Raw genomic sequence first — 23,374 nt, 5'->3', positions numbered from 1 at the left:
CAACCATGCACATAGACTTCTTTTTGTTTTCGTTTCCATATATATTTTTTTGTATGTTTGTGAATCTGTTAACGTCTTTACAATGCGCCTTTAATTGTGATATACTCATTGAAATTTAGGAGGCAGGTATGAAACACTCAATTAAAGAATTTAATAAAATCGTTATCAAAATTGGCTCTTCCTCGTTGACACATGAAAGTGGCTTACTGGATCTTTGGAAGATGGAGAGCATCGTCAAACAAATTGCAAATCTATATAATAGCGGTCGATCAATTATTGTCGTATCTTCTGGCGCTATCGCTGCTGGGATTGGAAAAATGAAACTGCCCGAGAAGCCTAAATCTATCCCAGAAAAGCAAGCAGCTGCAGCAGTCGGACAAGGTACGTTAATGCATATGTATGAAAAATTCTTCTCAGAATATGGGATTACCGTCGCTCAAGTCTTACTAACTAAGGAAGATATGGTAGACCCGCAGAGAAAAACACATAGTGTTAACGCACTATCAGCTCTTACAAAACACGGCGTAATTCCTATCGTTAACGAGAACGATGTAGTGGCTATAGATGAGATCAAAGTAGGCGATAATGACACTTTATCGGCTGCAGTTTGTAAAATGATTGATTTTGAAAATTTAATTATTTTATCAGACATTAATGGGGTATATAATAAAGACCCTAGGAAGTTTGAGGACGCAACTATGATTCCTAAAATCAACTCTCTTGATGATTTATCAAAGATTGATGCTGGCGACGCTGGCTCTAAAGTAGGAACTGGCGGTATGCAAACCAAATTCAAAGCGGCTCGCATCATTGCAAGCGCTGAAAAAACGATGTTAATTGTCAATAGTGGCACACCTAACATTCTCAATCTACTACTAGAGGGGAATGCAGACGGTACATTTTTTGATTTTAGGGGATAAAAATATGCAAAATTATAGTGAAGATATTAAAAAGATGGGAAAGCTTGCTAAAGAAGCTTCCAAAGTTCTAAGAACATTATCTACAGCAGATAAGAATCAATTGCTATTAGCGATTAAGGATGAGCTTATAAATGCCAAAACAGATATACTCTCTGCAAATACCATTGACGTCGCCGATGCAAGAGCTGGCGGACTAAAAGAAGCAATGGTTGAAAGGCTCTCACTTACCGATCAAAGATTTAACGAAATGATTCAAGGACTGGAAGAAGTCGCTTTATTAAGTGATCCAGTTGGCGAAGTCGATGCTATGTGGCTAAATGAAGCTGGACTAAGCATAGGTCAAAAACGCGTACCGCTTGGCGTAATCGCTATGATTTATGAATCCCGTCCAAACGTCACCGTAGACGCCACTGCTCTTTGTTTAAAGACCGGTAATGCAGTTATCCTCAAAGGTGGTTCTGACGCACTCACGACCAATATTGCGCTTTTAAAGGCAATTGACGCCGCTATAGAAAAGCAAGGCATGCCGACAGGTACCGTTCAACTTGTGAAAACGCCAGATCGTGACTTCACAAAGCAACTTTTAAGCGCAAGAGACGCCATCGACTGCGTGATTCCTAGAGGCGGTGCAGGTTTGATTCAATTTGTCGCTGAGCATTCTAAGGTGCCAATGATTGAAACAGGAACAGGCAACTGCCATATTTACGTAGATGAATATTATTCTATCGAAAAAAGTGTGGAAATCATTCTCAATGCAAAGGTTCAAAGACCTGGTGCCTGTAATGCGGTTGAAACGGTTCTTATTCATAACCGAATCGCACCTGAGCTTCTTCCTACTCTACTCGCTTCACTGAAAACATCAAACGTCAGCGTTGCACTTTGTGAAAAGAGTTGGGCGATTGCTGAAGCTTCAAACTGTGATCTATCCAGCGCATGGCATGCAACTGAAGTGGATTATCAAACCGAGTACCTCGATTTTAAATTAGCTATAAAAGTGGTTGATAGCTTAACAGAAGCCGTCGATCACATCGACAACTATAGCACAGGGCATAGTGAAGCCATTTTAACGGATTGCTATGAGCACGCACAAAAATTCCTTGCAAGTGTAGACTCTTCAGCAGTATATGTCAATGCTTCTACGCGTTTCACAGATGGTGGGCAGTTTGGCTTTGGCGCTGAAATAGGCATTAGTACGCAAAAGCTACACGCAAGAGGTCCGATGGGATTAAAAGCGTTAACAACGATTAAATATATCGTTTATGGGACAGGTCAAATCAGAAAATAGTTTTCTGACAGGATTGTAGGTTGCAATTATATATCTGTCATTTTATAATGAGTTAAGGAGTGTGATTGACAAATGAAGGACAACAACCATAAGATCAAAAACATTTTGAAACAAGTCATGATTTTCAACGATTTTTACGAAGAAGTTATTCAGTCTAGCATTATCAAGAATCAAGCAGAGGCAGTGAGTAAACTTGAATTCAAATTGCTACATACTGTGTATCGCCACGAGAAGTTGATGATCTCAGAAGTTTCTGATATTCTCAATATTTCACTTCCGAATTGCAGTAGATACGTAAAAACTGCAATTGAAAATGGTTATATACAAAAGCAAATTGACCTCGAGGACAAGAGAATTTATTATATTTCATTAACTGAGAAAGGCAAGCAGATCGTCGAGTCAACACTCGATAGTTTCGGTGATGAAATGGCGTCACAATTACTTGATCTCGATTTCAAAACACTAGAAAAATTGGATCAGTCCTTTTCCAATCTCAATCATCTGCTCTCTGAAACGCTCTTTCCTTCAAACGGAAAGAACAACTAAAACTGTATTAAAAAAAGAGCTGTTGCAAATCTAATTAAATAGATGCGCAATAGCTCTTTTTCATATGACTAAAAAAAAGGACCAGAATCAATCAAATTTTGATTGGTTACGGTCCTTTATATTTTTGTTCAATTGTACCAAAGGCCTATTTTGTTGACGACTATTTAATGAATTTGCCTTCGTTTAAGTCTGAATAACTGTATTCAGAAGTTGTTAGCTCTCTTTCTTGCATCCAAGAAAGTACTTTAGCAAATGTTGCTTCGTTTGCTGCAGTTGCATGCGCAAGTGTTGGGAAGTCAAACGACTCTGCAAGTGTTGGTGGGAAACCTAATTGATCGATTAAAAGTTGAATATAAGTGCCTTGCTCTGTATCGTTCAAATAATCGACACCTTGATTGTAACCTTCCAATAGCTTCTCTAAAGCTGCAGATTTTTCATCGATTACTGCTTGTGTCGCGATAAAGATCCCTGGCTCAAGCCCTAAATCCAATGTACCACTCACCTTCTCGCCACCACCTAAAACAGCAGCTGATGCCAAAGGCTCAGGTAATGTCGCCGCTTGAAGTTCACCAGCTGCAAGCATTTCAAGTCTTACTGGCATTTGTGGAATTGCAACCGTTTCAACTTGACCCTCAACGCCTAAACTCTCAGCGATTTGTTGCGTTGTAAAATCGATAACCGTGTTTGCAGAAATACCGACATTGATTTGATCAAGTGCTTTTAACGCAGCTGCATCTAAGTTTGGTGTCGATGACATCACATAGTCACCATAGGTTGCAGCAATCATTTTAGAATCAAATGCACCGTCATTATAAAATACAATCGTTAACATATCTGCCATTGCAGCGTCTAAGTTACCCGTTTGCATTGCGGTATCTCTATCTGTAGCACTTTTGAATACCGTAATTTCTACGTCTAATCCTAATTTATCGAAAAAGCCATTTTCCTTTGCAACGACAAATGGCGCAGCCCCTAAATCTGACATAACGCCAATTCTAAGGCTTTGTCTCTCTTCTACTTTTGCAGAACAACCTGCAAGTACTAAGCTTGCAACTAATAATATAGCAAGCATTACTGTAATCATTTTTTTCATGATGTCCTCCTTGTCAACCTATTCATGCTAACATATTTGACCTAGTCAGTCAATATAGCTAAATTGACACCAGCCCTTAAAATAGCTATAATCTAAGGTGTTAATAAGGAGGATGGTATGCCCTATAAAAATCTTCAGAGCTTCCTGAAAGCTTTAAAAGAAAGAGAACTTCTCACAGAGATAGATATAGAAGTTGACCCAGAATTAGAAATCACAGAAATCGCAGACAGAATCTCAAAAAAATACGGTAATGCACTACAGTTTAATAACGTTAAAGGATCGAGTTTCCCACTTGTCATCAATGCAATGGGCACTTACGAGCGACTCAATCTTAGCTTTGGCGTTACAAACTTAGATGATATCGCTAAAGAAATTGCAGGTTATATGGACGTTGGCGCTTATGCTTCACTTTTAGGAAAGGTTAAAGCCATTCCTAAGCTTGCACCACTCCCGTTTATATTCCCACGAAAGGTAAAGAAAGGGGCTTGTCAAGATGTGATCATCGAACCCAACCTCGACTTATTGCCTATCATAAAATGTTGGCCAGATGACGGCGGTAAATACATCACCCTACCACTGGTCTTTACCAAAGACCCTGATAACGGTCAACAAAATGTCGGTATGTACCGTATGCAGGTTTACGATGCAAAAACCACAGGTATGCACTGGCACCTACACAAAGATGGAAAAGAAATCTATGAAAAATATAGAAAACTAGGGAAGATAATGCCGGTTTCAGTAGCGATAGGATGTGATCCGACGATTATCTATGCCGCAACTGCCCCACTACCAAAAATGGTTGATGAGATGATTTTTGCTGGCTACCTTAAAAAGAGACCGGTTAAGCTGGTCAAATCGGTTACCAACGACATCTACGTACCCGCTGAAGCTGAGTTTATCCTCGAAGGTTATGTGGATTTAGACGAGCGTCGCCTCGAAGGTCCATTTGGGGATCACACGGGCTATTATTCTCTTGCCGATCAGTACCCTGTATTTCATCTAGAGAAAATCACGCATCGCAATGGCGCGATCTATCCGACGACCATAGTGGGCAAGCCACCGATGGAGGATTGTTATCTCGGAAAGGCAACTGAACGCATCTTTATACCACTGATGAAAATTCAAACACCTGAAATCATAGATATGGACATGCCACTTGAAGGCGTGTTTCACAACTGTGCCATCGTCTCTATTAAAAAGGGTTTCCCAAGACACGCCAATAAGGTGCTCTACGGTCTCTGGGGTCTCGGTCAGATGATGTATACCAAAATGATTATCGTCGTTGACCATACGGTTAACGTCCATGATTATCAAGCAGTTGCTGCTGCGCTAGAGGCAAATGTGACCGATGAAAGTCATCTCATCATTACTGAAGGACCACTGGATGCGCTGGATCATGCCTCTAACAGAGCCTTCCAAGGCTTTAGATTGGGTGTCGATGCAACTCGCAAAAGAGAGGTTGAGATCGATCCAAGCTACAATCAAACGCGTTCATATGATGCACCCCTTAAAGCACTTAAGGTCATTCCTTTTGATAAGGCCAATACTTCACAAACTGCGCATGACATCATGAAAGAAAACGAAAAAGGCGAACACCGTCTTGTTGTCGTTGTGGATGAATGGGTTAAACCTGAAGATTTATCCACAGTGTTTTGGAAGATTTTTAATAACATCGATCCGAAACGCGATATGATGACGGGCAAAAACGCACACGATCGACTCTACATCGCGCTGGATGCAACTAAAAAGGGACCTGCAGATGGCTTACATCGCCCTTGGCCAGATGATATAGAGATGTCTGACGAAATGAAAGCCTATGTGACAGAAAGATGGGACAAATATGGCATTAAATAATAATACACAAGGTTGGTTGCAAAGGATCTTTAGTAAAATCAATACCTATGGCGAGCTCGTTATGTTCTCTCATACTTTGTTTTCACTCCCCTTTGCACTGATCTCGCTCTTTATCGCAGCAAAAGGCTTTCCTGATCTCCATACCTTCATATGGGTTATGGTCTGTCTATTTGCTGGTAGAAATGGCGCCAATGCGCTCAACCGTTATGTCGATCAAAAGTACGATGCGCTCAATCCAAGGACACAGCATCGACACATGCCAAAAGGTATCGTTAAGTCTAAGGAAGTGTTAATTATTACAGCGCTTTGCTATATCTTATTTGTATTTGGTGCTTATCAAATCAACACGCTTTGTTTTTATCTTTCACCGATTGCACTGGCACTTTTCACACTTTATAGCTATACCAAACGCTTCACATGGCTCTGTCACATCGTCCTCGGTATAACTTGTGCAGGTGCTCCAGTGGGCGCTTGGATTGCTGTAACCGCTGGTATCCACTGGATCCCATTGTTTTTAGGCGCCATCGTTACGCTTTGGATTGCTGGTTTCGATATCATCTATGGCACTCAAGACATCGACTTCGATCGAGCGACTGGCCTCTTTTCAATCCCAGCTCGCTTTGGATTAAAAGGCGCACTCATCATCGCTAGAACCTTCCACCTGATCATGTGGGGGCTTTTAATTGCGGTAGGCGTATTTGCTGGTCTAGGCGTGATTTATTACATCGGTGTTGGCATCAGCGCATTGCTTCTACTGATCGAGCACGGCTTAATCGATCCCGGACACCGTATCAAAATGAATTTTGCTGCTTATCATATCAACCAACTGATTTCAACACAACTGTTGATTACAACCACACTTGATATCTTCTTAAAATAAAGGATTTTCAATTGTGAGATAGAAAGGAAACCCTATGAAAAAAATCGCTGTTGGTCTTACTGGCGCCAGTGGCAGTACACTTGCAAACAGCGTCATCAAACAGCTACTGGACGCTGGGCACGAGGTTCACTTTGTGGCGACGCAAGTGGGTGAAAAAGTACTATCCTATGAACTTGAAACGCCTTATGCGACATGGCTTTCAAACTACCTAAGTCACCCGCACTTTATAAAGTATGATAACACCGATCTCTTCGGACAACTGGCAAGTGGCTCATATAGCATCGATGCCATGGTTATCGTGCCTTGTAGCATGGGGACCTTGGGGAAAATCGCGCATGGCATTTCAGATACTTTGATTATCCGAGCGGCGGATGTTGCTTTAAAGGAAAAAAGACCCCTCGTTCTCGTCACGAGAGAGACGCCACTTAGTGGCATTCATCTACAAAACATGTTGACCCTCACGCAGAATGGCGCGACTATATTGCCACCAGTACCTGCCTATTACAATCGTCCTACGACTGTAGAAGAAATCGTCACACAGACGGCTGCCAGAGTGCTATTATCTCTGGGAATCAAATCAGAGTCACACCGCGTTTGGGGAGAAGCACATGCGTAAAGATCTGCTCACACTTAATGAAGTTACAGTAGGCTATGGTGAACAAACCATTATAGATAACTTGACACTTACCTTAGAAAAGGGAAAATCCTATACCTTAATCGGGCATTCTGGCTGTGGTAAGACGACGTTGCTCTATACATTGGGTGGCTTGATTCAGCCAAAGACTGGTAGCTTAATCTTCGAAAGCGAGTCTACACCTTCACACGTTGCGACTGTGTTACAGGAGTATGGGCTGTTTCCATGGAAAACAGTCAGAGAAAACCTTTCGCTAGGTCTGATCATCAAGTATAAAAAACTCAGCTCTGAAATGACAGATTCTATCGAAAAATTAGCCATCAAATTAGGTCTCGACACCCACCTGGACAAGTACCCACACCAGCTCAGTGGTGGGCAAAAACAAAGGGTTGCCATAGGTCGTGCATGGCTATTAAGTCCAGAGCTGCTACTGATGGATGAACCGTTTTCAGCACTGGATACCATCACCCGTGAAGCGCTTCAAAATTCTGTAATCGGTCTTTCTAGTAAACAAGAGACCACTTGGGTTACGGTTACACACAACATTGAAGAAGCCGTATTCCTTGGACGTGAGATCTTACTGATGTCACAAACGGGTGGTGCAATCACACATCGCTTTGATAACCCAAGCTTCGGTGACCTTGAGCTTCGTGAAAAACCTGAATTTTATGCGCTCTGCCTACAGATCAGACAGGCGATGAAAGAAATTCACCTTGCAGATGGAGGTGCCAGATGAAACAGTCAAAACGCCACCTTTATGCACTCTGTGTTATTCTTATCGTCTGGTATCTTATGAGTTTCACTGCAGGTCAAAGACTCGTACCCGCACCACATGATACTTTTATGGTTTTCTTAAAGCATGCGCCAACCATTGGCCTTCATGTTGTATATAGCTTATATCGAATCCTAGTTGCGATTTTTTTTACGGTCATCATCGGTGCACCAATAGGGATCTTAATTGCGATGCATCCTAAACTCGACAGCTGGTTATCACCTGTCATCTACGCGCTTTATCCTGTGCCTAAAATTGCATTTCTTCCTTTATTGATGCTTTTCTTTGGACTAGGGAACCTATCAAAAATCATCCTTGTCGGTTTGATTTTGATTTTCCAAATCCTCGTCAGTACACGAGATGGTGTCAAAGGGATTAACAAAAGCTATTTTACGGCGATGCAAACACTTGGCGCATCTAAGACTCAAGTTTATAGGCACCTCATTATTCCCGCACTGCTGCCCAATCTCTTAACGTCTTTAAGAGTTAGCATTGGCACCTCCATCTCCGTACTCTTTTTTGCAGAGAACTTTGCGACCAAGTACGGGATCGGGTACTACATCATGGACAGCTGGCTAAAACTCGATTATAAGGGGATGTTTGCAGGCATCGTCGCCATCAGCTTAATGGGCGTCTTCCTCTTCCAAAGCATAGATTTTATTGAGAAAAAGCTTTGCCGTTGGCAAAATACGAGAGACTAATCATTAAAAAATAAATCCTACAGTCACATCGTTTTATTTGATGTGACTGTAGGATTTTATGTTTTATCTATTAGTTTAAATTAAATCTCTTAGTAGCTTTTTTTCTCTTAGTAGCTTTTTTTCTCTTAGTAACTTTTATTTCTCTTAGTAACTTTTTTTCTCTTAGTAACTTTTTTTCTCTTAGTAACTTTTTTTCTCTTAGTAACTTTTATTATGCTTACTAAATATTAAACTTATTAATCTTATTTTCTTATTTTCTTATTTTCTTGTGTTCTTGTGTTCTTGTGTTCTTATTCTCTTGTCTATTTTTACTTACATAATAGGTAAAGATTCCAGTACCGCTTCCAGTTCGTTAATCATCGCTTGGATATCTGTTTTTGTTATCACCAGTGGTGGCTGAAAAGCAAGTACGTTGCGATTCATACCGTTTTTACCGATGATGAAGCCTCTGTTTTTCATCTCTTCAAGAATATAATCCACGATTTCTGGTGAACGCTCGCCAGCTACCTCAACCCCAAGCATCAAGCCGAGTCCTCTAACCTCTTTAAAACAGTCAAACTGCTCACTTAACTTTATCAACTCTGCTTTCAAAATTGCGCCAAGCACTTCAGCCTGTGATACCAAGTCATGTCGGTCGATATAATCGAGGACTGCTATACCCGCAGTTGAAGAAACGGGATTACCGCCTAAGGTCGATGCGGAAGGCTTGTTAAAGGAAGCTGCCACATGTGGTCTTGCACTGAATGCACCGATTGGCACACCATTGCCGAGCGCTTTGGCATAGGTGATGATGTCTGGCACCACATCAAAGTGTGCCATAGCAAAGTACTTACCTGTTCTAGCAAACCCAGTTTGAACCTCATCTGCTATTAGTAAAACTTCGTGTTTTTCTAAAATGGGTTTTAGCTTTTTAAAGAAATCAGCACTTGGCACCATCATACCGCCATTGCCTTGCATCGGTTCTACGATAAAAGCTGCAATCTCATGGCCGTGCGCTTTTAGTATCGCTTCAATGGCATCTATGGTCTTTTGACTTGCACTTTCAGTGTCTTCACCACTCGTCGCATAGCAAGGCGCAAAGAAGACATCTTCCTCTAAAAAAGGATCGATTCGCCACATTGGGATACCCGTGACACTCATGGTGAGATGAGATCGACCATGTAAGCCACCTTCCAATGCCACAAAGCCTTTTTTGCCAGTATGCATCCTCGCAAGTAGCAATGCCCCTTCGTTTGCCTCAGTGCCACTGTTGCAGAAAAAGGTGGTCTGAATGTCTCCAGGTAGTTTCGTCGCCAATTTTTCTGCAAGTTCAACCATAGGCTGTGTCAGATAGATGATGGACGTATGCTGTAAATTTTCAAGTTGTTGTTCAATCGCCTCGATAATCTCTGGATTGCTGTGTCCACAGTTTAAAACGGTCACACCTGCGAAGAAGTCCGTATAGCGTTTACCGTTATGATCGTATAAATACTGCATCTCGCCTTTTACGATATGTGGTGGTTGCTTGTAAAAGTGCATGGTGTTGGGATAAAAAAAGGTTTTCTTCTTATCTATAATCATTTCTGGTGATAGCCAATTGTTCATAAGCCCTCCTAAAATCGCGTTGCGCCAAGTGTGGCATCGGTCACAGCATTAAGCGCATTTAAAGCTGCTTCTTCCGAAAGATCTGAACCGAGTATTTCTTGATGTAAATCGATAACTGCCATAAGCTTCTCTGATGACATCTCCTGTGCTTCAATTCTAAAGCGACTTGCTGGAAGATCATTCAGCAAAGGTACTAAGCTGTAATCCATCTGCATCAGCAAATGGCACATGCCATTCACATCCTTGCGAATCAAATACTTGCCACCTTCGTTTTCAAGAATCAAGGCTTCATCCGTTGAGACCCCATAGGCTTTGTAAAGATCGTGTGACAGATACATACTGGTCAATCTACCATGTGAGATCACTTCAAACTCATAGTCTGAAGCCAGTAGGTTTGCAAGATGCTCTGCAGGGATTTCGATGGAAGGTGTAAAAGCACTTAATCCAAGCTGCTCATACCCTTTAACCGCGATGGCATTAAAGAGGTTGAGCGAATAATCGCCTATCATTTTATAGCCATAGCCTTTAAAGGCATGGAGTGCTCCTAGATTGGTAATCAATAAGCCATCCAGATGAATGCCTTCTACTTTAAGTCTCTTAAACCAAGCGTGATAGGTTTCGATTTGTGCATCGCTCATCATCTTAGGTAGCGACCAATATACCTCTGTATCACCCTTTTCACTGATAAGTTCCTTGATTTGTGAAAGCGTAAATGGCGTTTTCGGCTCAAACACATCTGCACTGAGATATATTCTATCTACTTTTTTTTCGAATGCGATGCGCGCTTGTGTTATATCCATAACGCGTACTGAAAGCTTATGATTCTCCAAACGCTCTGTGTTGCTTAAAGAACGACAGCTGTTTTTGGATGGCAATTCGTCGCTTTCGCTATTATTATCTGTAAAGCCTTTGGCTGTTTTACCCGCAAAGACTTCTTTTATATTCTTGACTTGGTGCAGTTCTATTTTTGATTCTGCCGTTGGGGTGCTGAACATTTTACCTGTACTGTAAAATTTACCTGTGCCTTCATATCGAGTATTGATGTTCGCGACGCCAGGTGTGCCAAACGCATAGGCAGTTGAAAGATCGCGCTTACGATTTTCATAGATCCACGCTTCTGAGCTCTTATAATCATAGCCTACAGGGTCGGCGATATAGGCGTCTAACACATCCCCATAGTGGTTGATGAGATTGACGATAAAGTCTCTTTCGCGCATTCTACCTTCAATTTTAAACGACGTAATCCCCGCATGAATCATCTCTGGGAGATGGGCGATCATGGACATGTCCTTTACAGCGAGTGGGAATTCCTGCTTGCCTTCGCGTTCAAACCACCATCTACATGGCTTTAAGCATTTGCCTCTGTTGCTGCTCATGCCAAAGAGCATGGCACTGTAATAACACTGAGCGCCATGTGCGATACACATATCGCCATGTGTAAAATACTCTAGCTCAAGATTGGCTTCCCTCTTAAATCGCGCCGCATCTGCAAGGGTCGCTTCACGTGAAAGCACGACTCTGCTAACGCCAAGTGACTCAAGTGCATGAATCATTTCCGTGTTGTGAACGTTAAACATAACCGACGCATGCTTTTCGATGGTTAAACCCAGTGCGTTTGCACGTTCAAGAACTGCCATATCCTGTACGATGATCCCAGTTGGCTTTATATCTTCTAATAGTAATAAATAATCGTCTAACTCAGAAAGCTCGTTCGCATCTATTAGGTTATTGACGGTTATATAAGTGGCTTTTTCTCTCTCTTTTGCCAAATCCACCGCTTCTTTTAATTCAGAGTCACTAAAGTTAAATCCTTTGCGGATCATGCGCATGTTCATACGCTGTCCACCAAAGTAGATCGCATCACAGCGACTGTCTACTATCCCTTTAAAAATTTCTAAATTACCGGCTGGTGCAAGTAATTCGATTTTCTTTCCGTTAAAATTCCTCATCATTGCTCCTTGTCTAATCACTTCACTACCTTCACTATTTTACACCTCAAATAACTTTGATACAACCTTTCTATACTATTGACATCACGTCTAAAAGAGATTAAAATATAATTGAACATATGAGCAACTGTTCATATGTTGTTGGAATTTAATTTCTAAATCTAATCTTTTAACTTAGGGGTATTCATATGGAAAAAGTGACGTTAAATCTCAGCGGACTTGGCTGTGCCAACTGTGCCGCAAAAATTGAATCAAGATCTAAAAACTTAGCGGGTGCTGATAATGTGGTTCTAGACTTTTCAAGATCACGGTTAACCTTTGAAAGTAAAGGCGATGCCGATGCAACCATACAAGCTATTAAACAAATCGTACTTGATCTAGAACCTGATGTTGTCGTTTCAGTTGCTGGCGCACCTGCTGAAACGAAAGCGACAAGTCAAAATAGCGGGCTTTCTCACTGGATTCACGATAAAAAGGAAGTGGCACGACTCTTTTCGAGTTTGGCATTATTTTTAATCGGTATCATAATCGGTTCAGATTCAACCATTGCACTGCCCTTCTTTTTAGTTGCTTATCTGCTTTCTGGATATAAGGTTTTACACAAATCCTTTAGAAACATTCGTCGAGGCGAAATCTTTGATGAGAATTTTCTTATGTCTCTTGCAACCTTCGGCGCAATCGCAATTGGCGAATATCCTGAAGCAGTTGCCGTTATGATTTTTTATGAAATTGGCGAGTATTTTCAAGACTTGGCCGTTAACCGTTCAAAACGAGCAATCAGTTCACTTATGGATATTAGACCCGATCAAGCAACGGTTCTAAGAAATGGGTTTTGGATGTCTGTTTCTCCTGAATCTGTATCTCTGGGTGAAACCCTCATGGTTAAACCCGGTGAGCGCGTACCACTTGACGGTATTATTATAGAAGGAAGTACATCCGTCGATACCTCAGCATTAACAGGCGAGTCAGTACCGCGATTTATCACCAAGGGAGATGAAGTCTTAAGCGGAAGTGTCATCTTAAGTGGCGTCGTTCAGGTAAAGGCGACTTCGATCTACAGTGAGTCTACTGTCGCTAGAATCTTATCCTTAGTTGAGAATGCGACAGCAAATAAAGCACCAACAGAAAACTTTATTACTAAATTTGCTAGATATTATACACCAGCGGTTGTTTTCTTTGCACTTGGTTTGGTCATCGTTCCTTCAATCCTATTTGGATTTGATCAATTTAATACTTGGCTGTACAGAGGACTTATTTTCTTAGTTATTTCATGTCCATGTGCACTTGTGGTTTCTGTGCCACTCGGTTTCTTCAGTGGTATTGGTAATGCCTCTAAACACGGTATACTTGTGAAAGGTAGTAACTATCTTGAAGCACTTAGTCAAATCGATACAGTTGTCTTTGATAAAACGGGTACACTTACAAAAGGTAAATTTAAAGTTCATGAAATTTATGTTGCCAATGCTTCAATCGAGCGAACATTTCTAATGAAGCTTGCTGCCATAGCTGAGTCACATAGTAACCATCCTATAGCAAAATCCATATTAGACTATACCGGCGACTATGATCGTTCTGTGAGCCTAAATAAGATCGAAGAAGTCAGTGGTAAAGGCGTTATCGTTGAAACGTCTTTGGGCAAAATCGTCGCTGGCAATCTCAGCCTTATGAAAGAGAATCAAATCGTTGTCACACCAATAGATTCACCACATACGCAAGTTCACATCGCTTTAGATAGCGAATATCAAGGAACGTTTGAAGTGCGTGATGAAATCAAAGCAGATGCCTTTGAAACCGTAGCCGCATTGAATTCAAGCCATATTGAAGTTCAGATGCTCACTGGTGACCGTAGGGAAGCTGCTGTTTCAGTAAGTACTGAGCTGGGTATAGACAAAGTGTCCAGTGAATTACTCCCTGAAAATAAATATGAGATTGTCGATGCGTTGATTCGCTCTGGTAAGAACGTTGGTTTTGTAGGCGATGGTATAAATGACGCCCCTGTTTTAGCACTAGCAAGTGTGGGCATCTCTATGGGTGCCATTGGTAGCGATGCCGCTATTGAAGCGTCTGATGTCGTCCTTATGACTGATGAGCCATCAAAAATCATAGAAGCAATTGCCATATCTAAAAAGACTAAAAGTGTCGTCACACAAAACATCGTCTTCGCACTTGGTGCTAAGCTATTAATTATGGCACTGGGTACGGTTGGATTGAGTTCCATGTGGATGGCAATTTTCGCTGATGTAGGTGTGGCTTTGATAGCAGTTCTCAATTCTACTCGTGTTTTGGGTTTCAAACCACCTAGCATCGCAAAATAAAATTCCTTAATTTATAACAAGCATTTTAAAGTGACAAGACACCAAATAGACCATTTAAGCCATTTTAGGGAATTCCCATAAAATGGCTTTTTGTTTTTTGTTTCATATTTAACCCTATTTTGTTTAATATATTAAACTTAATTTCACTTAAAAACAACCTATAAAATTTTTATAAAAAAACCGTATTAAATACTAGTATTTCTCATATTTTGTGCTATAATTGTACTTGTGCTAAAAACAGTATTAGTATACTTACGGGTTAATATTTTAAGTATTATCTATCGTTTTAAATAACAGACTATCTTGAATTAAGGAGGCCTGACTTGAAAGGTTACAAGAAAATTAAACTTCATGGGTTCAATAACTTAACGAAGACTTTGAGCTTTAACATTTACGACATCTGCTACACACAAACAGCTGAGGATCGTCAAAAGTACATCGAATACATCGATGAGCAATATAATTCAGAACGTTTGACGAATATCTTGCAAGATGTTACTAAAATGATTGGCGCACATGTCTTAAATGTCGCAAAACAAGATTATGAACCACAGGGCGCAAGCGTTACCATCTTAATTTCAGAAGAAGAGGTACCAGACGGCGCTTTAGACGCATCGTGTAACAAAGGCGTTCTCGTCAATGTACCGCAACACGTTGTTGGCCATTTAGATAAGAGTCACTTAACGGTGCATACTTATCCTGAATATCATCCTGATAATGGTCTTAGCACTTTTAGAGTTGATATCGATGTATCAACGTGTGGTCAAATTTCACCACTTAAAGCACTTAACTACCTGATTGACAGTTTTGATTCTGATATCATCACTATTGATTATAGAGTTAGAGGCTTTACTCGTGATGCATCTGGTCAAAAATTATTCATCGACCACAATATTAATTCAATTCAAAACTATATCGCTAAAAGAACTTTAAATAAATACCAGTTAATTGATGTTAACGTTTATCAAGAAAATATATTCCACACAAAAATGATGCTTAAGGATTTTGAGCTCAACAACTACTTGTTCGAAGTTAGCAAAGATGATTTAACACCAAAAGATCAAAGAGAGATTATGACTAAGCTTAAAAAAGAAATGACAGAAATCTACTATGGTCGAAATATTGGTAAAGCATAGTTACTACTTTGTTCAAAGAGAGGAGACGGCTAAATGCTAGATCAAAACAAAACACCCGTCTTTACTGCAATGAAGGCGTATCGTGATAAGAAAGTAATTCCGTTTGACGTTCCCGGTCACAAACACGGTAGAGGTTTAAGGGAATACGCGGCATATTTTGGCGACGCTATGCTAGAGCTTGATGTCAATTCTATGAAGCCTCTAGATTTTCTAGGGAATCCAATCAGTGTTATAAAAGAGTCAGAAGATTTATTAGCCGAAGCATTTGGTGCAGATCGAGGTTATTTTATCGTAAATGGGACCTCATTTGCCGTACAAGTTATGATTATGACCGCTGTAGGCGAAGGCGATAAGATTATACTTCCAAGAAACGTTCATAAATCAGCGATTAACTCCTTGATTCTATGCGGTGCGACGCCCGTCTATATGAGTCCAGAAATCGATGAAGAAATGGGTGTCTCTCATAATATTACTTTAGAATCATTAAAGAAGGCTTACGAAGCACATCCGGATGCTAAAGCTGCTTTTATCATTAACCCCACTTATTATGGTGCTGTCTGCGATCTTAAAGAGATCGTCGATTACTGTCATGAAAAAGGACTATTGGTTTTAATCGATGAAGCACATGGCACACATTTTCATTTTAATGATGCCTTTCCTCTTAGTGGGATGCAAGCAGGTGCAGATATGTCTTCGGTTAGTTTACACAAAACTGGTGGTTCATTAACACAGAGCTCAGCACTTTTGGTCAATACCACTCGTGTGGATGGCAGGTATGTTAGAAAAGTCATCAACATGATGCAAACGACAAGCCCTTCCTATCTTTTAATGGGATCTTTGGATGTGGCTAGAAAGATGCTCGCAACTGAAGGCAAAGTCATTTTAGATCATATCCTCGAAGTTGCAGATTATGCTAGAACTGAAATCAATAAGATTCCCGGTTGCTATGCGATCGGAAAAGAATCAGAAGGCAGACCTGGTATCTATGCATTTGATCCTACTAAACTGAGTGTCACTACACGTGATATGGGACTAAACGGTATGGAGCTTTATGATATTTTAAGAGATGAGTACAACATTCAGATGGAAACAGGTGATGTTTATAATTCTCTTGCCATTTTAAGCGTAGGCGATGATTACGATCATGTTGATCTGTTAATCGAAGCACTTAAAGACATCAGCAAACGCTTTATGGACAAACGCGTCGATTATAAGAAAATCGATCTGCATTACCCAGAGGTGATCATTTCTCCAAGAGACGCTTTTTATGCTGAAAAAGAAATGGTTGCTTTAGAAGACACACTTGGTCGTATCAGTGGCGAATCGCTTATGAGTTACCCACCTGGTATACCTGTCGTCAGCTACGGCGAGCGTATCAACGAATCAGTCATCGAACAAATTAAACTGTTCAAGGCATCTCACGGTATTGTGACCGGCATGGAAGATCCAAATGCCGATTTCATCAAAGTCATTAAAGAATAATTTAAATTACAGCCAATTGTTTTATAAAATGATTGGCTGTTCATTTGTAAGGTTATATATAAATTAAATCTGGCGTCTTCGTCAGGAGTTATTATTAGGAGGTAATCATGGAACTTTGGTACACGGAAAAACACACAGATACAGTTGACTTTTCAATAAAAGTAAAGAAACACTTTTACTCTGAAGAGAGCCCATTTCAAACAATCGACTTCTTTGAGTCTGAAGAATTTGGTACTTTCTTTACATTAGATGGCTTAATGATGGTAAATGAAAAAGATGAGTTTGTTTATCACGATATGATTACACACGTGGCGATGGCAACGAATCCAGAAATCAAACGCGTACTCGTTATCGGTGGTGGTGACGGTGGCACAGTAAGAGAATTAACAAGATATGCACATATAGAAAAAATTGATATGGTTGAAATCGATGAAATGGTTGTTCGCGCTTGCGAAAAATACCTACCTATTACAGCATCAAAATTAACAGATCCAAGAGTATCCCTTTACTTCGAAGATGGTCTTAAATTCATCGAAGGTAAAGAAAATGTATATGATTTAATCTTAGTAGATAGTACTGATCCTATCGGACCTGGAGAAGGTTTATTCTCTGAAGCATTCTACAAAGATTGCTATGCAGCTCTTTCTCCAAATGGTATTTTAATTAACCAACATGAGAGCCCATATTATCCAAATTATGCTAGAGAAATGAAGCGTTCGCATTCAAAAATTGAGAAAATCTTCCCAATTAGTAAAGTGTATCAATTCCATATGCCTACTTACCCATCAGGTCATTGGTTATTTGGTTTTGCTTCTAAAACACTTGATCCAATTAAAGATTTCAATCCTGAAAAATGGGCATCTTTTGGTCTTGAAACAAAATACTATAATACAGATTTACACGTAGGCTGCTTTGCACTCCCTACTTTCGTTAAAAAGATGTTGGAGGAATAAGATGCATTCAAATATTCATACGTTTATCGGATGTGATTGTGAGTTTGATGATGCTGACGTCGTAATCTTCGGCGCTCCGTTTGATTCTACAACTTCATTTAGACCGGGGACACGTTTTGCTGCGGACTATATCCGTATGGACTCATTTGGACTAGAAACGTATAGTCCTTACCTTGATAAAGATTTAAGCGACTATGCACTAACGGATATCGGCAACCTCGATTTACCTTTTGGTAATGCTGCTAAGGCACTTGATGTGATCGAGTCAACGGCTTCAGAAATACTAAGTGCTGGCAAAAAGCCATTCTTAATCGGTGGTGAGCATTTAGTATCACTCGGTACAATTCGCGCAGCTTATAAGCAATATCCAAATATGAAGCTGATTCACTTTGATGCACACACAGATTTAAGAGACCATTACATGGGCGAACCACTTTCACATGCGGCGGTCATCAGACGTGCTTGGGATTTTATGGGCGATGGTACCATCTCTCAGTTCTGTATCCGTTCTGGAGAAAAACAAGAATTTGAATGGGCAAAGACACATACGCATCTTGAAAAATTCACCTATGATACACTTAAGGATGTCGTATCTGGCATTGAAGCAGATACACCTGTATATGTCACTATCGATCTTGATGTTTTCGATCCATCTATCTTCTCTGGTACGGGTACACCTGAACCAGGTGGCATCTTCTTCAATGATATGATTAAAATTTTAAAGACACTTGCACCACTCAATATCATCGGTGCAGATGTCGTCGAGCTTTCACCACATTATGACCAAACAGGTGTTAGTACTGCAACTGCTTGTAAAGTCATTAGAGAGCTTATGCTAACAATGCTTAAATAGTATATAAAACGCCTGTTAACAAGTTACGGTTAACAGGCGTTTATTTCTTTATTTCTTTATTTCAAATCTAATTTACATTATCTCATCCATTGATTAATGTAGTTTGTTAGCCATTAATACTAATGATCCCCAAGCTTATCAAAGTCTGCCTTTGTCACAATTTTAGCACCCAATAGGATAGCGCCATAGACGATGACAGCTACCATTATAGCGAACATCAAGGAAAGTCTCATACCCAAATGTGGCTCGATAATGCCATATGCACCTTTTGAAAGGACTACCATAACGACATTGGCTACTATCGTCATCAGTATCTTTCTTATAAACTCAGAAGACGGCTTAAACGATTTATAAACCACGCTGACATTTAATGCAGCTGCAACAAAGTATGCGATCAGCGTTGAATAAGCAGCACCTACGATATTTAAGCTTGGTATTGCTATTAAGATATACGCTGATATAACTTTTGCTATCGCACCAATCCCTAAGTGAAGCACAGGTTTTCTATATTTATCAATACCTTGTAAAATACTCGTCGTCGCTAAAAATACAGAGAATAAGACGATGGATAATCCCATAATGCCAAGTACCGGCGCCGCATCGATAGCGATCTCAGCCTTAGAAGGGTAAAGGAACAGTAAAATCTGTTCTGCAAAAGCCCAAATACCGACACCCATCGGCATCCCTAGTGATACAGAGAGTAGAATTCCTAAGTCTACTTGATGTTTAAGATTTGGATTTCGCTGTGTAAATGCACGCGTAATCATTGGCAATAGGCTAACTTCAAGTGCTGAAAATACCACTTGTGAAATATTGATAATCGGTGTTGAATAAAACGATAAATAGGAATACATAACCGCAGCTTCATCGATAAAGCCAACATCTCTAAGACGCCAAACGACTAAAGTACCATCGATAATGGTAAGAAGTGGCATAATAGAAGCGCCAATGGCAATCGGTATTAACACCTCAAAAATTCTCTTTGAAATCCCTTTAAAATCATGAACTTCTTTGTTCACCACTTTAAAATGCTTTCTGTGGCGACTAACAGAGTATCCCCAACTGATTACTGCGCCGAAAAAAGCACCTGATGTACCCGCAGCAGCGACATAGCCATCGCCCATAGCAAAACCTGATACCACAGCAACGACGCCAAGACCTAGAATCACTCGACCTAGCTGTTCAATCAGCTGTGAAATACCGTAGAATTCCATCCTTTGTGTGCCCTGAAAATAGCCTCTATAAGCTGCATTCTGCGATACGAAGAAAGCTGCAATACCCAAGACGTAGAAAGAATAACGACTCTCGGGATAACCCAGCGCATTTGAAATAACACCGGCAAATCCAATTAAGAAAATCATCGCAGCAATCCCGAAAATCTGTAAAAATCGCTTCGACACATGATAGACATCGTCCTGTAAAACTTGATTTTCAGTTGCTATCGCCTCCGCAGTTAATTTGGCAATTACAGCAGGAATCGATGTGGTGGAGATTACGATCAATATATTATACCAAGGATATGCTAGCGAATAATAAGCAACTGCATCCTCAGACATAAACATGGCAAGTGGCACTCTATAAAACGCACCAATAATTTTTACTAATAGTCCAATAATTCCCAATATACCAAGATTTTTTGCAAATTTATTTTTCATAAGACCTCTTTTTTTCTAGTATCAAACTCTGACATTCACTAAGGTGTCAAATTACATTATAAGCCATTGAAGATACAAATTAAAGCGGCATCTTAAAGTTTTTTGACGCCTCCGATCCATTCTTTTAAAGATGGAAACTCCTCATGAAATATTACGATTACTGACAGTATAAACGTCTTGTGCGCATATACAAATCGTCTAGTGGTTTTAACCACTTTAACAATGGCCATAACTGGTAGCTTTAAGGTCTTATAAAGAAGGTCAATGACCGTTTCTTCTTTGGAAGCCGATTCACCGACTTCTATCGCTTTCACTCTGGTGTCTTCATGTGAGGGACTTGAGTCAACGAGCTCATCGAAGGTTATATTGAAGTCACTTAGCCTCTTACCAAATGTATCAATTTCAATTTTTAAAATGGGATCGGCCTCTGGTGCAGCAGGTTCATCTATCTCATCATCCCAGGATTGTTGCATGGTTTTATGCTTCACACCTGATCGATGAAAATCAATTAAGCGATTTCGGATGACGGTCGTCACATAGGTTTCAAACTTGCTATGACCTTCCTCGTAGGTATCTATAGCATCATTAAAAGCCTCCAAAGCTACGCTAAACTCTTCATCGTTTTCTATCGATAAATATCTGCCCAATTGTTTAGAAGTTGTATATATAATAAAATTCATATTTTCTTTTATAAAAGACTCTCTCACATCTGAGTCAACTTTTGCTTTCATTAATTGATTGTGATCCATATTATGCCTCCAATGTTATTATATCATCAACACAATCACTTCAAACAAGTCAATATGATTACATAATAAAAAAGCCAAATGAGATGCATACACATCCCATTGGCTTAGAAGGAGATACTTAAATTTTAAAAGTTTGCTCCCCGATTGCTGCAAAGCCAATAACTGCAGAAAAGAATTCAATCGGCTTTTCATACATGGAAGCATGTCCACAATTCTTAATCACTACGAATCGACTATTTTCAATCGCTTCATTTAGCTCGACTTGGCAAGATAAAGGTGTAATGATATCCTCATCTGCGCCAATGAGTAAGGTTGGCACTTTTATCTGGTTCACTAATGATCTAGCGTCATGTGTTTCAGCGCTGATCACCAATCTAATAAAACCATCGTACCATCTTGCATCAAACAATCTGGCAAACATACCTTCTCTTGCATTTAGCCAATCGATGTTCTTTTCATAGAAATCCATTGAATAAATCGGTGGAATCGTATTTTTGAAAAACTGCTTGCCATCATGTGTTTTAGCAGCATAAACCCAAGCATCGCCAATGGCCTTTAATTGTTGATTGGTATAAGCAGTTGTATTTGCCAAAATAAGTTTGTCAATCATATGCTGATACTTAACAGCGAATTTCATGGCAACTTCACCACCGTAAGAGATACCAAGTAAGGTCACATGCTGAAGGTCAAGTGCCACCATAGCTTCTTTTACGAGTTCAACCTGCAAATCTTGTGTATAAGCTTCATCTAAATAATCGGACTTACCCTGATCGTAAAAATCCAATAGCACCACTTTAAAATGTTGATTCAATAGGCTAACAAAAGGTTGCCAACTAGCGCAACTCATCATTATTCCATTGAGTATGACGAGTGTAGACTCACGATCGCCATGCACTTCATAGTAGGCTTTTTTTCCATTCACCTCTAAAAATGCCATTTTACTTCTCCTTGATTAAAGCAACTACTTTTTCCAAACTATCCACCATTGGATTATGAGCAGAGTTCTCAAGCACAACCAACTTTGCGTTATCCTTAAGCGCATCTTTTATGCCAACTGCCATTTCCATAGGTACGACGATGTCTTTATCCCCTTGAATGATCAAAACTGGACATTTAATTTTATCGATTTCTCCACTTCCGACGCCATAGCCATTATCCGCATGAGAAAGGTTAAATCTTGTCAGAGAGAAGTCGATATCCACTAAATTTCTCTGTAAAAGCATTTCAGAGACATAGTAATCATAATCCTCAGCATCCGGCTGATTACCAGCTGTATAGATTGCTGCATTCCATAGGAATTTATAAAAATCTGCATTTCGATTTTTAATCGCATCTAAAACTGGTGCAACCTGTATTGGATCGTTCTCAATATCTTCTTTTGTCATTAAAAGCTCGGTTAGAATCGGTTGACCTTGTGCGTCTTTCTTGAACATTGGATATCCCATAATGCCAACGCTCTCTAGTAAAATAACGCGCTTAATTACATCAGGACAATCGATTGCAAGGTGCATGGCGATACCGCCACCTGTGGACCATCCCAAAACTTCCACATCCTTGAGTCTCAATTTGTCGATAAAGTATTCTAGGTCTTCGCTGAGTTCTTTAAGTGAATCAAATCTTTCATGGTAAGAAGAATGTCCAAAGCCCCTAAGATCAACTGCGTAAATTTTAAAGTCATCGTAAAGTGCATCCATCAACTTATCAAAATGAGCAGATGAAGACATATTACCATGGATCAACAACAGAGTTCTGTCACCTAATCCACCCTCACGATATGCGAGGACTTCATTTTTAATATGAATCTTTTTAAATTCAAATTCGTTCATGCTAAGTGCCCTCTTTCTTGTCTTATTCCCAGACTATTATTAAAATCATCCCCCATTTGACAAATGATTTTATGAATAATCCGTGTTTTTCGATTAAAATAAACAACCTTGTCGATGCCTACTCACATTATACCCTAATTGAGTATAATGTGAGCTGTCATCTATAAAGGTTGTTTGATTAAACAAG

20 protein-coding genes are annotated in these 23,374 nt (G+C 40.0%); 13 read left to right on the top strand and 7 right to left on the bottom strand.

Annotation, left to right across the window (positions count from 1 at the left end; genetic code table 11):
- Positions 1-128: 128 nt before the first annotated feature.
- The 3 genes from proB (at position 129) to AC4PID_RS10190 (ending at position 2,751) form a co-directional block, all read left to right on the top strand.
- Positions 129-920: a glutamate 5-kinase gene (gene proB / locus AC4PID_RS10200; protein WP_492131904.1), complete on the top strand. Its 792-nt coding sequence runs from the start codon at positions 129-131 to the stop codon at positions 918-920.
- Between the two features lie 4 nt (positions 921-924).
- Positions 925-2,205 (top strand): glutamate-5-semialdehyde dehydrogenase, encoded by a 1,281-nt coding sequence (locus tag AC4PID_RS10195; RefSeq protein WP_492131903.1) that lies wholly within the window; start codon positions 925-927, stop codon positions 2,203-2,205.
- 72 nt (positions 2,206-2,277) lie between these two features.
- A complete protein-coding gene (locus AC4PID_RS10190) occupies positions 2,278-2,751 on the top strand; it encodes a MarR family winged helix-turn-helix transcriptional regulator (RefSeq protein WP_492131902.1) in 474 nt (157 codons plus the stop codon).
- Positions 2,752-2,911: 160 nt separating this feature from the next.
- On the opposite strand, the gene AC4PID_RS10185 is transcribed toward AC4PID_RS10190, so the two are convergent.
- Positions 2,912-3,844 (bottom strand): ABC transporter substrate-binding protein, encoded by a 933-nt coding sequence (locus AC4PID_RS10185; RefSeq protein ID WP_492131901.1) that lies wholly within the window; start codon positions 3,842-3,844, stop codon positions 2,912-2,914.
- A gap of 117 nt (positions 3,845-3,961) precedes the next feature.
- Between AC4PID_RS10185 and AC4PID_RS10180 the strand changes: the two genes are divergently transcribed.
- Genes AC4PID_RS10180 through AC4PID_RS10160 form a run of 5 tightly spaced genes read left to right on the top strand, consistent with a single transcriptional unit; the run spans position 3,962 to position 8,685 of the window.
- Positions 3,962-5,698: a menaquinone biosynthesis decarboxylase gene (locus AC4PID_RS10180; protein WP_492131900.1), complete on the top strand. Its 1,737-nt coding sequence runs from the start codon at positions 3,962-3,964 to the stop codon at positions 5,696-5,698.
- Positions 5,685-6,578 carry a UbiA-like polyprenyltransferase gene (locus tag AC4PID_RS10175; protein ID WP_492131899.1) on the top strand — a complete coding sequence of 298 codons (894 nt, stop codon included), beginning with the start codon at positions 5,685-5,687 and terminating at the stop codon, positions 6,576-6,578. Before AC4PID_RS10180 ends, AC4PID_RS10175 begins: the two co-directional genes overlap by 14 nt.
- 34 nt (positions 6,579-6,612) lie before the next feature.
- On the top strand, positions 6,613-7,194 hold the full coding sequence (locus tag AC4PID_RS10170) for a UbiX family flavin prenyltransferase (RefSeq protein WP_492131898.1): 582 nt from the start codon (positions 6,613-6,615) through the stop codon (positions 7,192-7,194).
- Positions 7,187-7,948, top strand: coding sequence for an ABC transporter ATP-binding protein (locus tag AC4PID_RS10165; protein WP_492131897.1), 762 nt, complete (start codon positions 7,187-7,189; stop codon positions 7,946-7,948). Before AC4PID_RS10170 ends, AC4PID_RS10165 begins: the two co-directional genes overlap by 8 nt.
- Positions 7,945-8,685 carry an ABC transporter permease gene (locus AC4PID_RS10160; RefSeq protein ID WP_492131896.1) on the top strand — a complete coding sequence of 247 codons (741 nt, stop codon included), beginning with the start codon at positions 7,945-7,947 and terminating at the stop codon, positions 8,683-8,685. Before AC4PID_RS10165 ends, AC4PID_RS10160 begins: the two co-directional genes overlap by 4 nt.
- 312 nt (positions 8,686-8,997) lie before the next feature.
- Here the strand turns inward: AC4PID_RS10160 and AC4PID_RS10155 are convergent, their stop codons facing one another.
- Positions 8,998-10,269: an aspartate aminotransferase family protein gene (locus tag AC4PID_RS10155; RefSeq protein WP_492131895.1), complete on the bottom strand. Its 1,272-nt coding sequence runs from the start codon at positions 10,267-10,269 to the stop codon at positions 8,998-9,000.
- A gap of 8 nt (positions 10,270-10,277) precedes the next feature.
- The gene (locus AC4PID_RS10150; RefSeq protein ID WP_492131894.1) at positions 10,278-12,218 is read right to left on the bottom strand and encodes a U32 family peptidase; all 1,941 of its coding nucleotides are present in this window, start codon (positions 12,216-12,218) and stop codon (positions 10,278-10,280) included.
- A 188-nt stretch (positions 12,219-12,406) separates the two neighbouring features.
- Here AC4PID_RS10150 and AC4PID_RS10145 point away from each other — a divergent pair, with 188 nt between their 5' ends.
- From AC4PID_RS10145 to speB, 5 genes are all read left to right on the top strand, one after another.
- Entirely contained in the window at positions 12,407-14,533 is a 2,127-nt protein-coding gene (locus tag AC4PID_RS10145; RefSeq protein WP_492131893.1) for a heavy metal translocating P-type ATPase, read from the top strand.
- 323 nt (positions 14,534-14,856) lie between these two features.
- Positions 14,857-15,669 (top strand): adenosylmethionine decarboxylase, encoded by an 813-nt coding sequence (speD, locus tag AC4PID_RS10140; protein WP_492131892.1) that lies wholly within the window; start codon positions 14,857-14,859, stop codon positions 15,667-15,669.
- 33 nt (positions 15,670-15,702) lie between these two features.
- A complete protein-coding gene (locus AC4PID_RS10135; protein ID WP_492131891.1) occupies positions 15,703-17,151 on the top strand; it encodes an aminotransferase class I/II-fold pyridoxal phosphate-dependent enzyme in 1,449 nt (482 codons plus the stop codon).
- 107 nt (positions 17,152-17,258) lie between these two features.
- Positions 17,259-18,104: a polyamine aminopropyltransferase gene (gene speE / locus AC4PID_RS10130; RefSeq protein ID WP_492131890.1), complete on the top strand. Its 846-nt coding sequence runs from the start codon at positions 17,259-17,261 to the stop codon at positions 18,102-18,104.
- Between the two features lies 1 nt (position 18,105).
- The gene (speB, locus tag AC4PID_RS10125; protein WP_492131889.1) at positions 18,106-18,957 is read left to right on the top strand and encodes an agmatinase; all 852 of its coding nucleotides are present in this window, start codon (positions 18,106-18,108) and stop codon (positions 18,955-18,957) included.
- Between the two features lie 119 nt (positions 18,958-19,076).
- Here the strand turns inward: speB and AC4PID_RS10120 are convergent, their stop codons facing one another.
- The 4 genes from AC4PID_RS10120 to phaZ form a co-directional block, all read right to left on the bottom strand.
- Positions 19,077-20,612: a putative polysaccharide biosynthesis protein gene (locus AC4PID_RS10120; protein WP_492131888.1), complete on the bottom strand. Its 1,536-nt coding sequence runs from the start codon at positions 20,610-20,612 to the stop codon at positions 19,077-19,079.
- Between the two features lie 92 nt (positions 20,613-20,704).
- Positions 20,705-21,361 carry a sigma factor gene (locus tag AC4PID_RS10115; RefSeq protein ID WP_492131887.1) on the bottom strand — a complete coding sequence of 219 codons (657 nt, stop codon included), beginning with the start codon at positions 21,359-21,361 and terminating at the stop codon, positions 20,705-20,707.
- 118 nt (positions 21,362-21,479) lie between these two features.
- A complete protein-coding gene (locus tag AC4PID_RS10110; protein WP_492131886.1) occupies positions 21,480-22,298 on the bottom strand; it encodes an alpha/beta fold hydrolase in 819 nt (272 codons plus the stop codon).
- Position 22,299: 1 nt separating this feature from the next.
- Positions 22,300-23,187, bottom strand: a complete 888-nt coding sequence (gene phaZ / locus AC4PID_RS10105) for an intracellular short-chain-length polyhydroxyalkanoate depolymerase (RefSeq protein WP_492131885.1) — start codon at positions 23,185-23,187, stop codon at positions 22,300-22,302.
- Positions 23,188-23,374: the final 187 nt, after the last annotated feature.

This window comes from Fusibacter sp. QWL-12 (assembly GCF_058683495.1).
Note: the sequence above shows the minus strand (reverse complement) of the source record. Positions and strands in the feature narration are given on the sequence as shown.

What these genes read in the sequence shown, in the direction of transcription:
- proB (WP_492131904.1), top strand. Translation starts at nt 129, where the DNA reads ATGAAACACTCAATTAAAGAATTTAATAAAATCGTTATCAAAATTGGC.
- AC4PID_RS10195 (WP_492131903.1), top strand. Translation starts at nt 925, where the DNA reads ATGCAAAATTATAGTGAAGATATTAAAAAGATGGGAAAGCTTGCTAAA.
- AC4PID_RS10190 (WP_492131902.1), top strand. Translation starts at nt 2,278, where the DNA reads ATGAAGGACAACAACCATAAGATCAAAAACATTTTGAAACAAGTCATG.
- AC4PID_RS10185 (WP_492131901.1), bottom strand. Translation starts at nt 3,844, where the DNA reads ATGAAAAAAATGATTACAGTAATGCTTGCTATATTATTAGTTGCAAGC.
- AC4PID_RS10180 (WP_492131900.1), top strand. Translation starts at nt 3,962, where the DNA reads ATGCCCTATAAAAATCTTCAGAGCTTCCTGAAAGCTTTAAAAGAAAGA.
- AC4PID_RS10175 (WP_492131899.1), top strand. Translation starts at nt 5,685, where the DNA reads ATGGCATTAAATAATAATACACAAGGTTGGTTGCAAAGGATCTTTAGT.
- AC4PID_RS10170 (WP_492131898.1), top strand. Translation starts at nt 6,613, where the DNA reads ATGAAAAAAATCGCTGTTGGTCTTACTGGCGCCAGTGGCAGTACACTT.
- AC4PID_RS10165 (WP_492131897.1), top strand. Translation starts at nt 7,187, where the DNA reads ATGCGTAAAGATCTGCTCACACTTAATGAAGTTACAGTAGGCTATGGT.
- AC4PID_RS10160 (WP_492131896.1), top strand. Translation starts at nt 7,945, where the DNA reads ATGAAACAGTCAAAACGCCACCTTTATGCACTCTGTGTTATTCTTATC.
- AC4PID_RS10155 (WP_492131895.1), bottom strand. Translation starts at nt 10,269, where the DNA reads ATGAACAATTGGCTATCACCAGAAATGATTATAGATAAGAAGAAAACC.
- AC4PID_RS10150 (WP_492131894.1), bottom strand. Translation starts at nt 12,218, where the DNA reads ATGAGGAATTTTAACGGAAAGAAAATCGAATTACTTGCACCAGCCGGT.
- AC4PID_RS10145 (WP_492131893.1), top strand. Translation starts at nt 12,407, where the DNA reads ATGGAAAAAGTGACGTTAAATCTCAGCGGACTTGGCTGTGCCAACTGT.
- AC4PID_RS10135 (WP_492131891.1), top strand. Translation starts at nt 15,703, where the DNA reads ATGCTAGATCAAAACAAAACACCCGTCTTTACTGCAATGAAGGCGTAT.
- speE (WP_492131890.1), top strand. Translation starts at nt 17,259, where the DNA reads ATGGAACTTTGGTACACGGAAAAACACACAGATACAGTTGACTTTTCA.
- speB (WP_492131889.1), top strand. Translation starts at nt 18,106, where the DNA reads ATGCATTCAAATATTCATACGTTTATCGGATGTGATTGTGAGTTTGAT.
- AC4PID_RS10120 (WP_492131888.1), bottom strand. Translation starts at nt 20,612, where the DNA reads ATGAAAAATAAATTTGCAAAAAATCTTGGTATATTGGGAATTATTGGA.
- AC4PID_RS10115 (WP_492131887.1), bottom strand. Translation starts at nt 21,361, where the DNA reads ATGGATCACAATCAATTAATGAAAGCAAAAGTTGACTCAGATGTGAGA.
- AC4PID_RS10110 (WP_492131886.1), bottom strand. Translation starts at nt 22,298, where the DNA reads ATGGCATTTTTAGAGGTGAATGGAAAAAAAGCCTACTATGAAGTGCAT.
- phaZ (WP_492131885.1), bottom strand. Translation starts at nt 23,187, where the DNA reads ATGAACGAATTTGAATTTAAAAAGATTCATATTAAAAATGAAGTCCTC.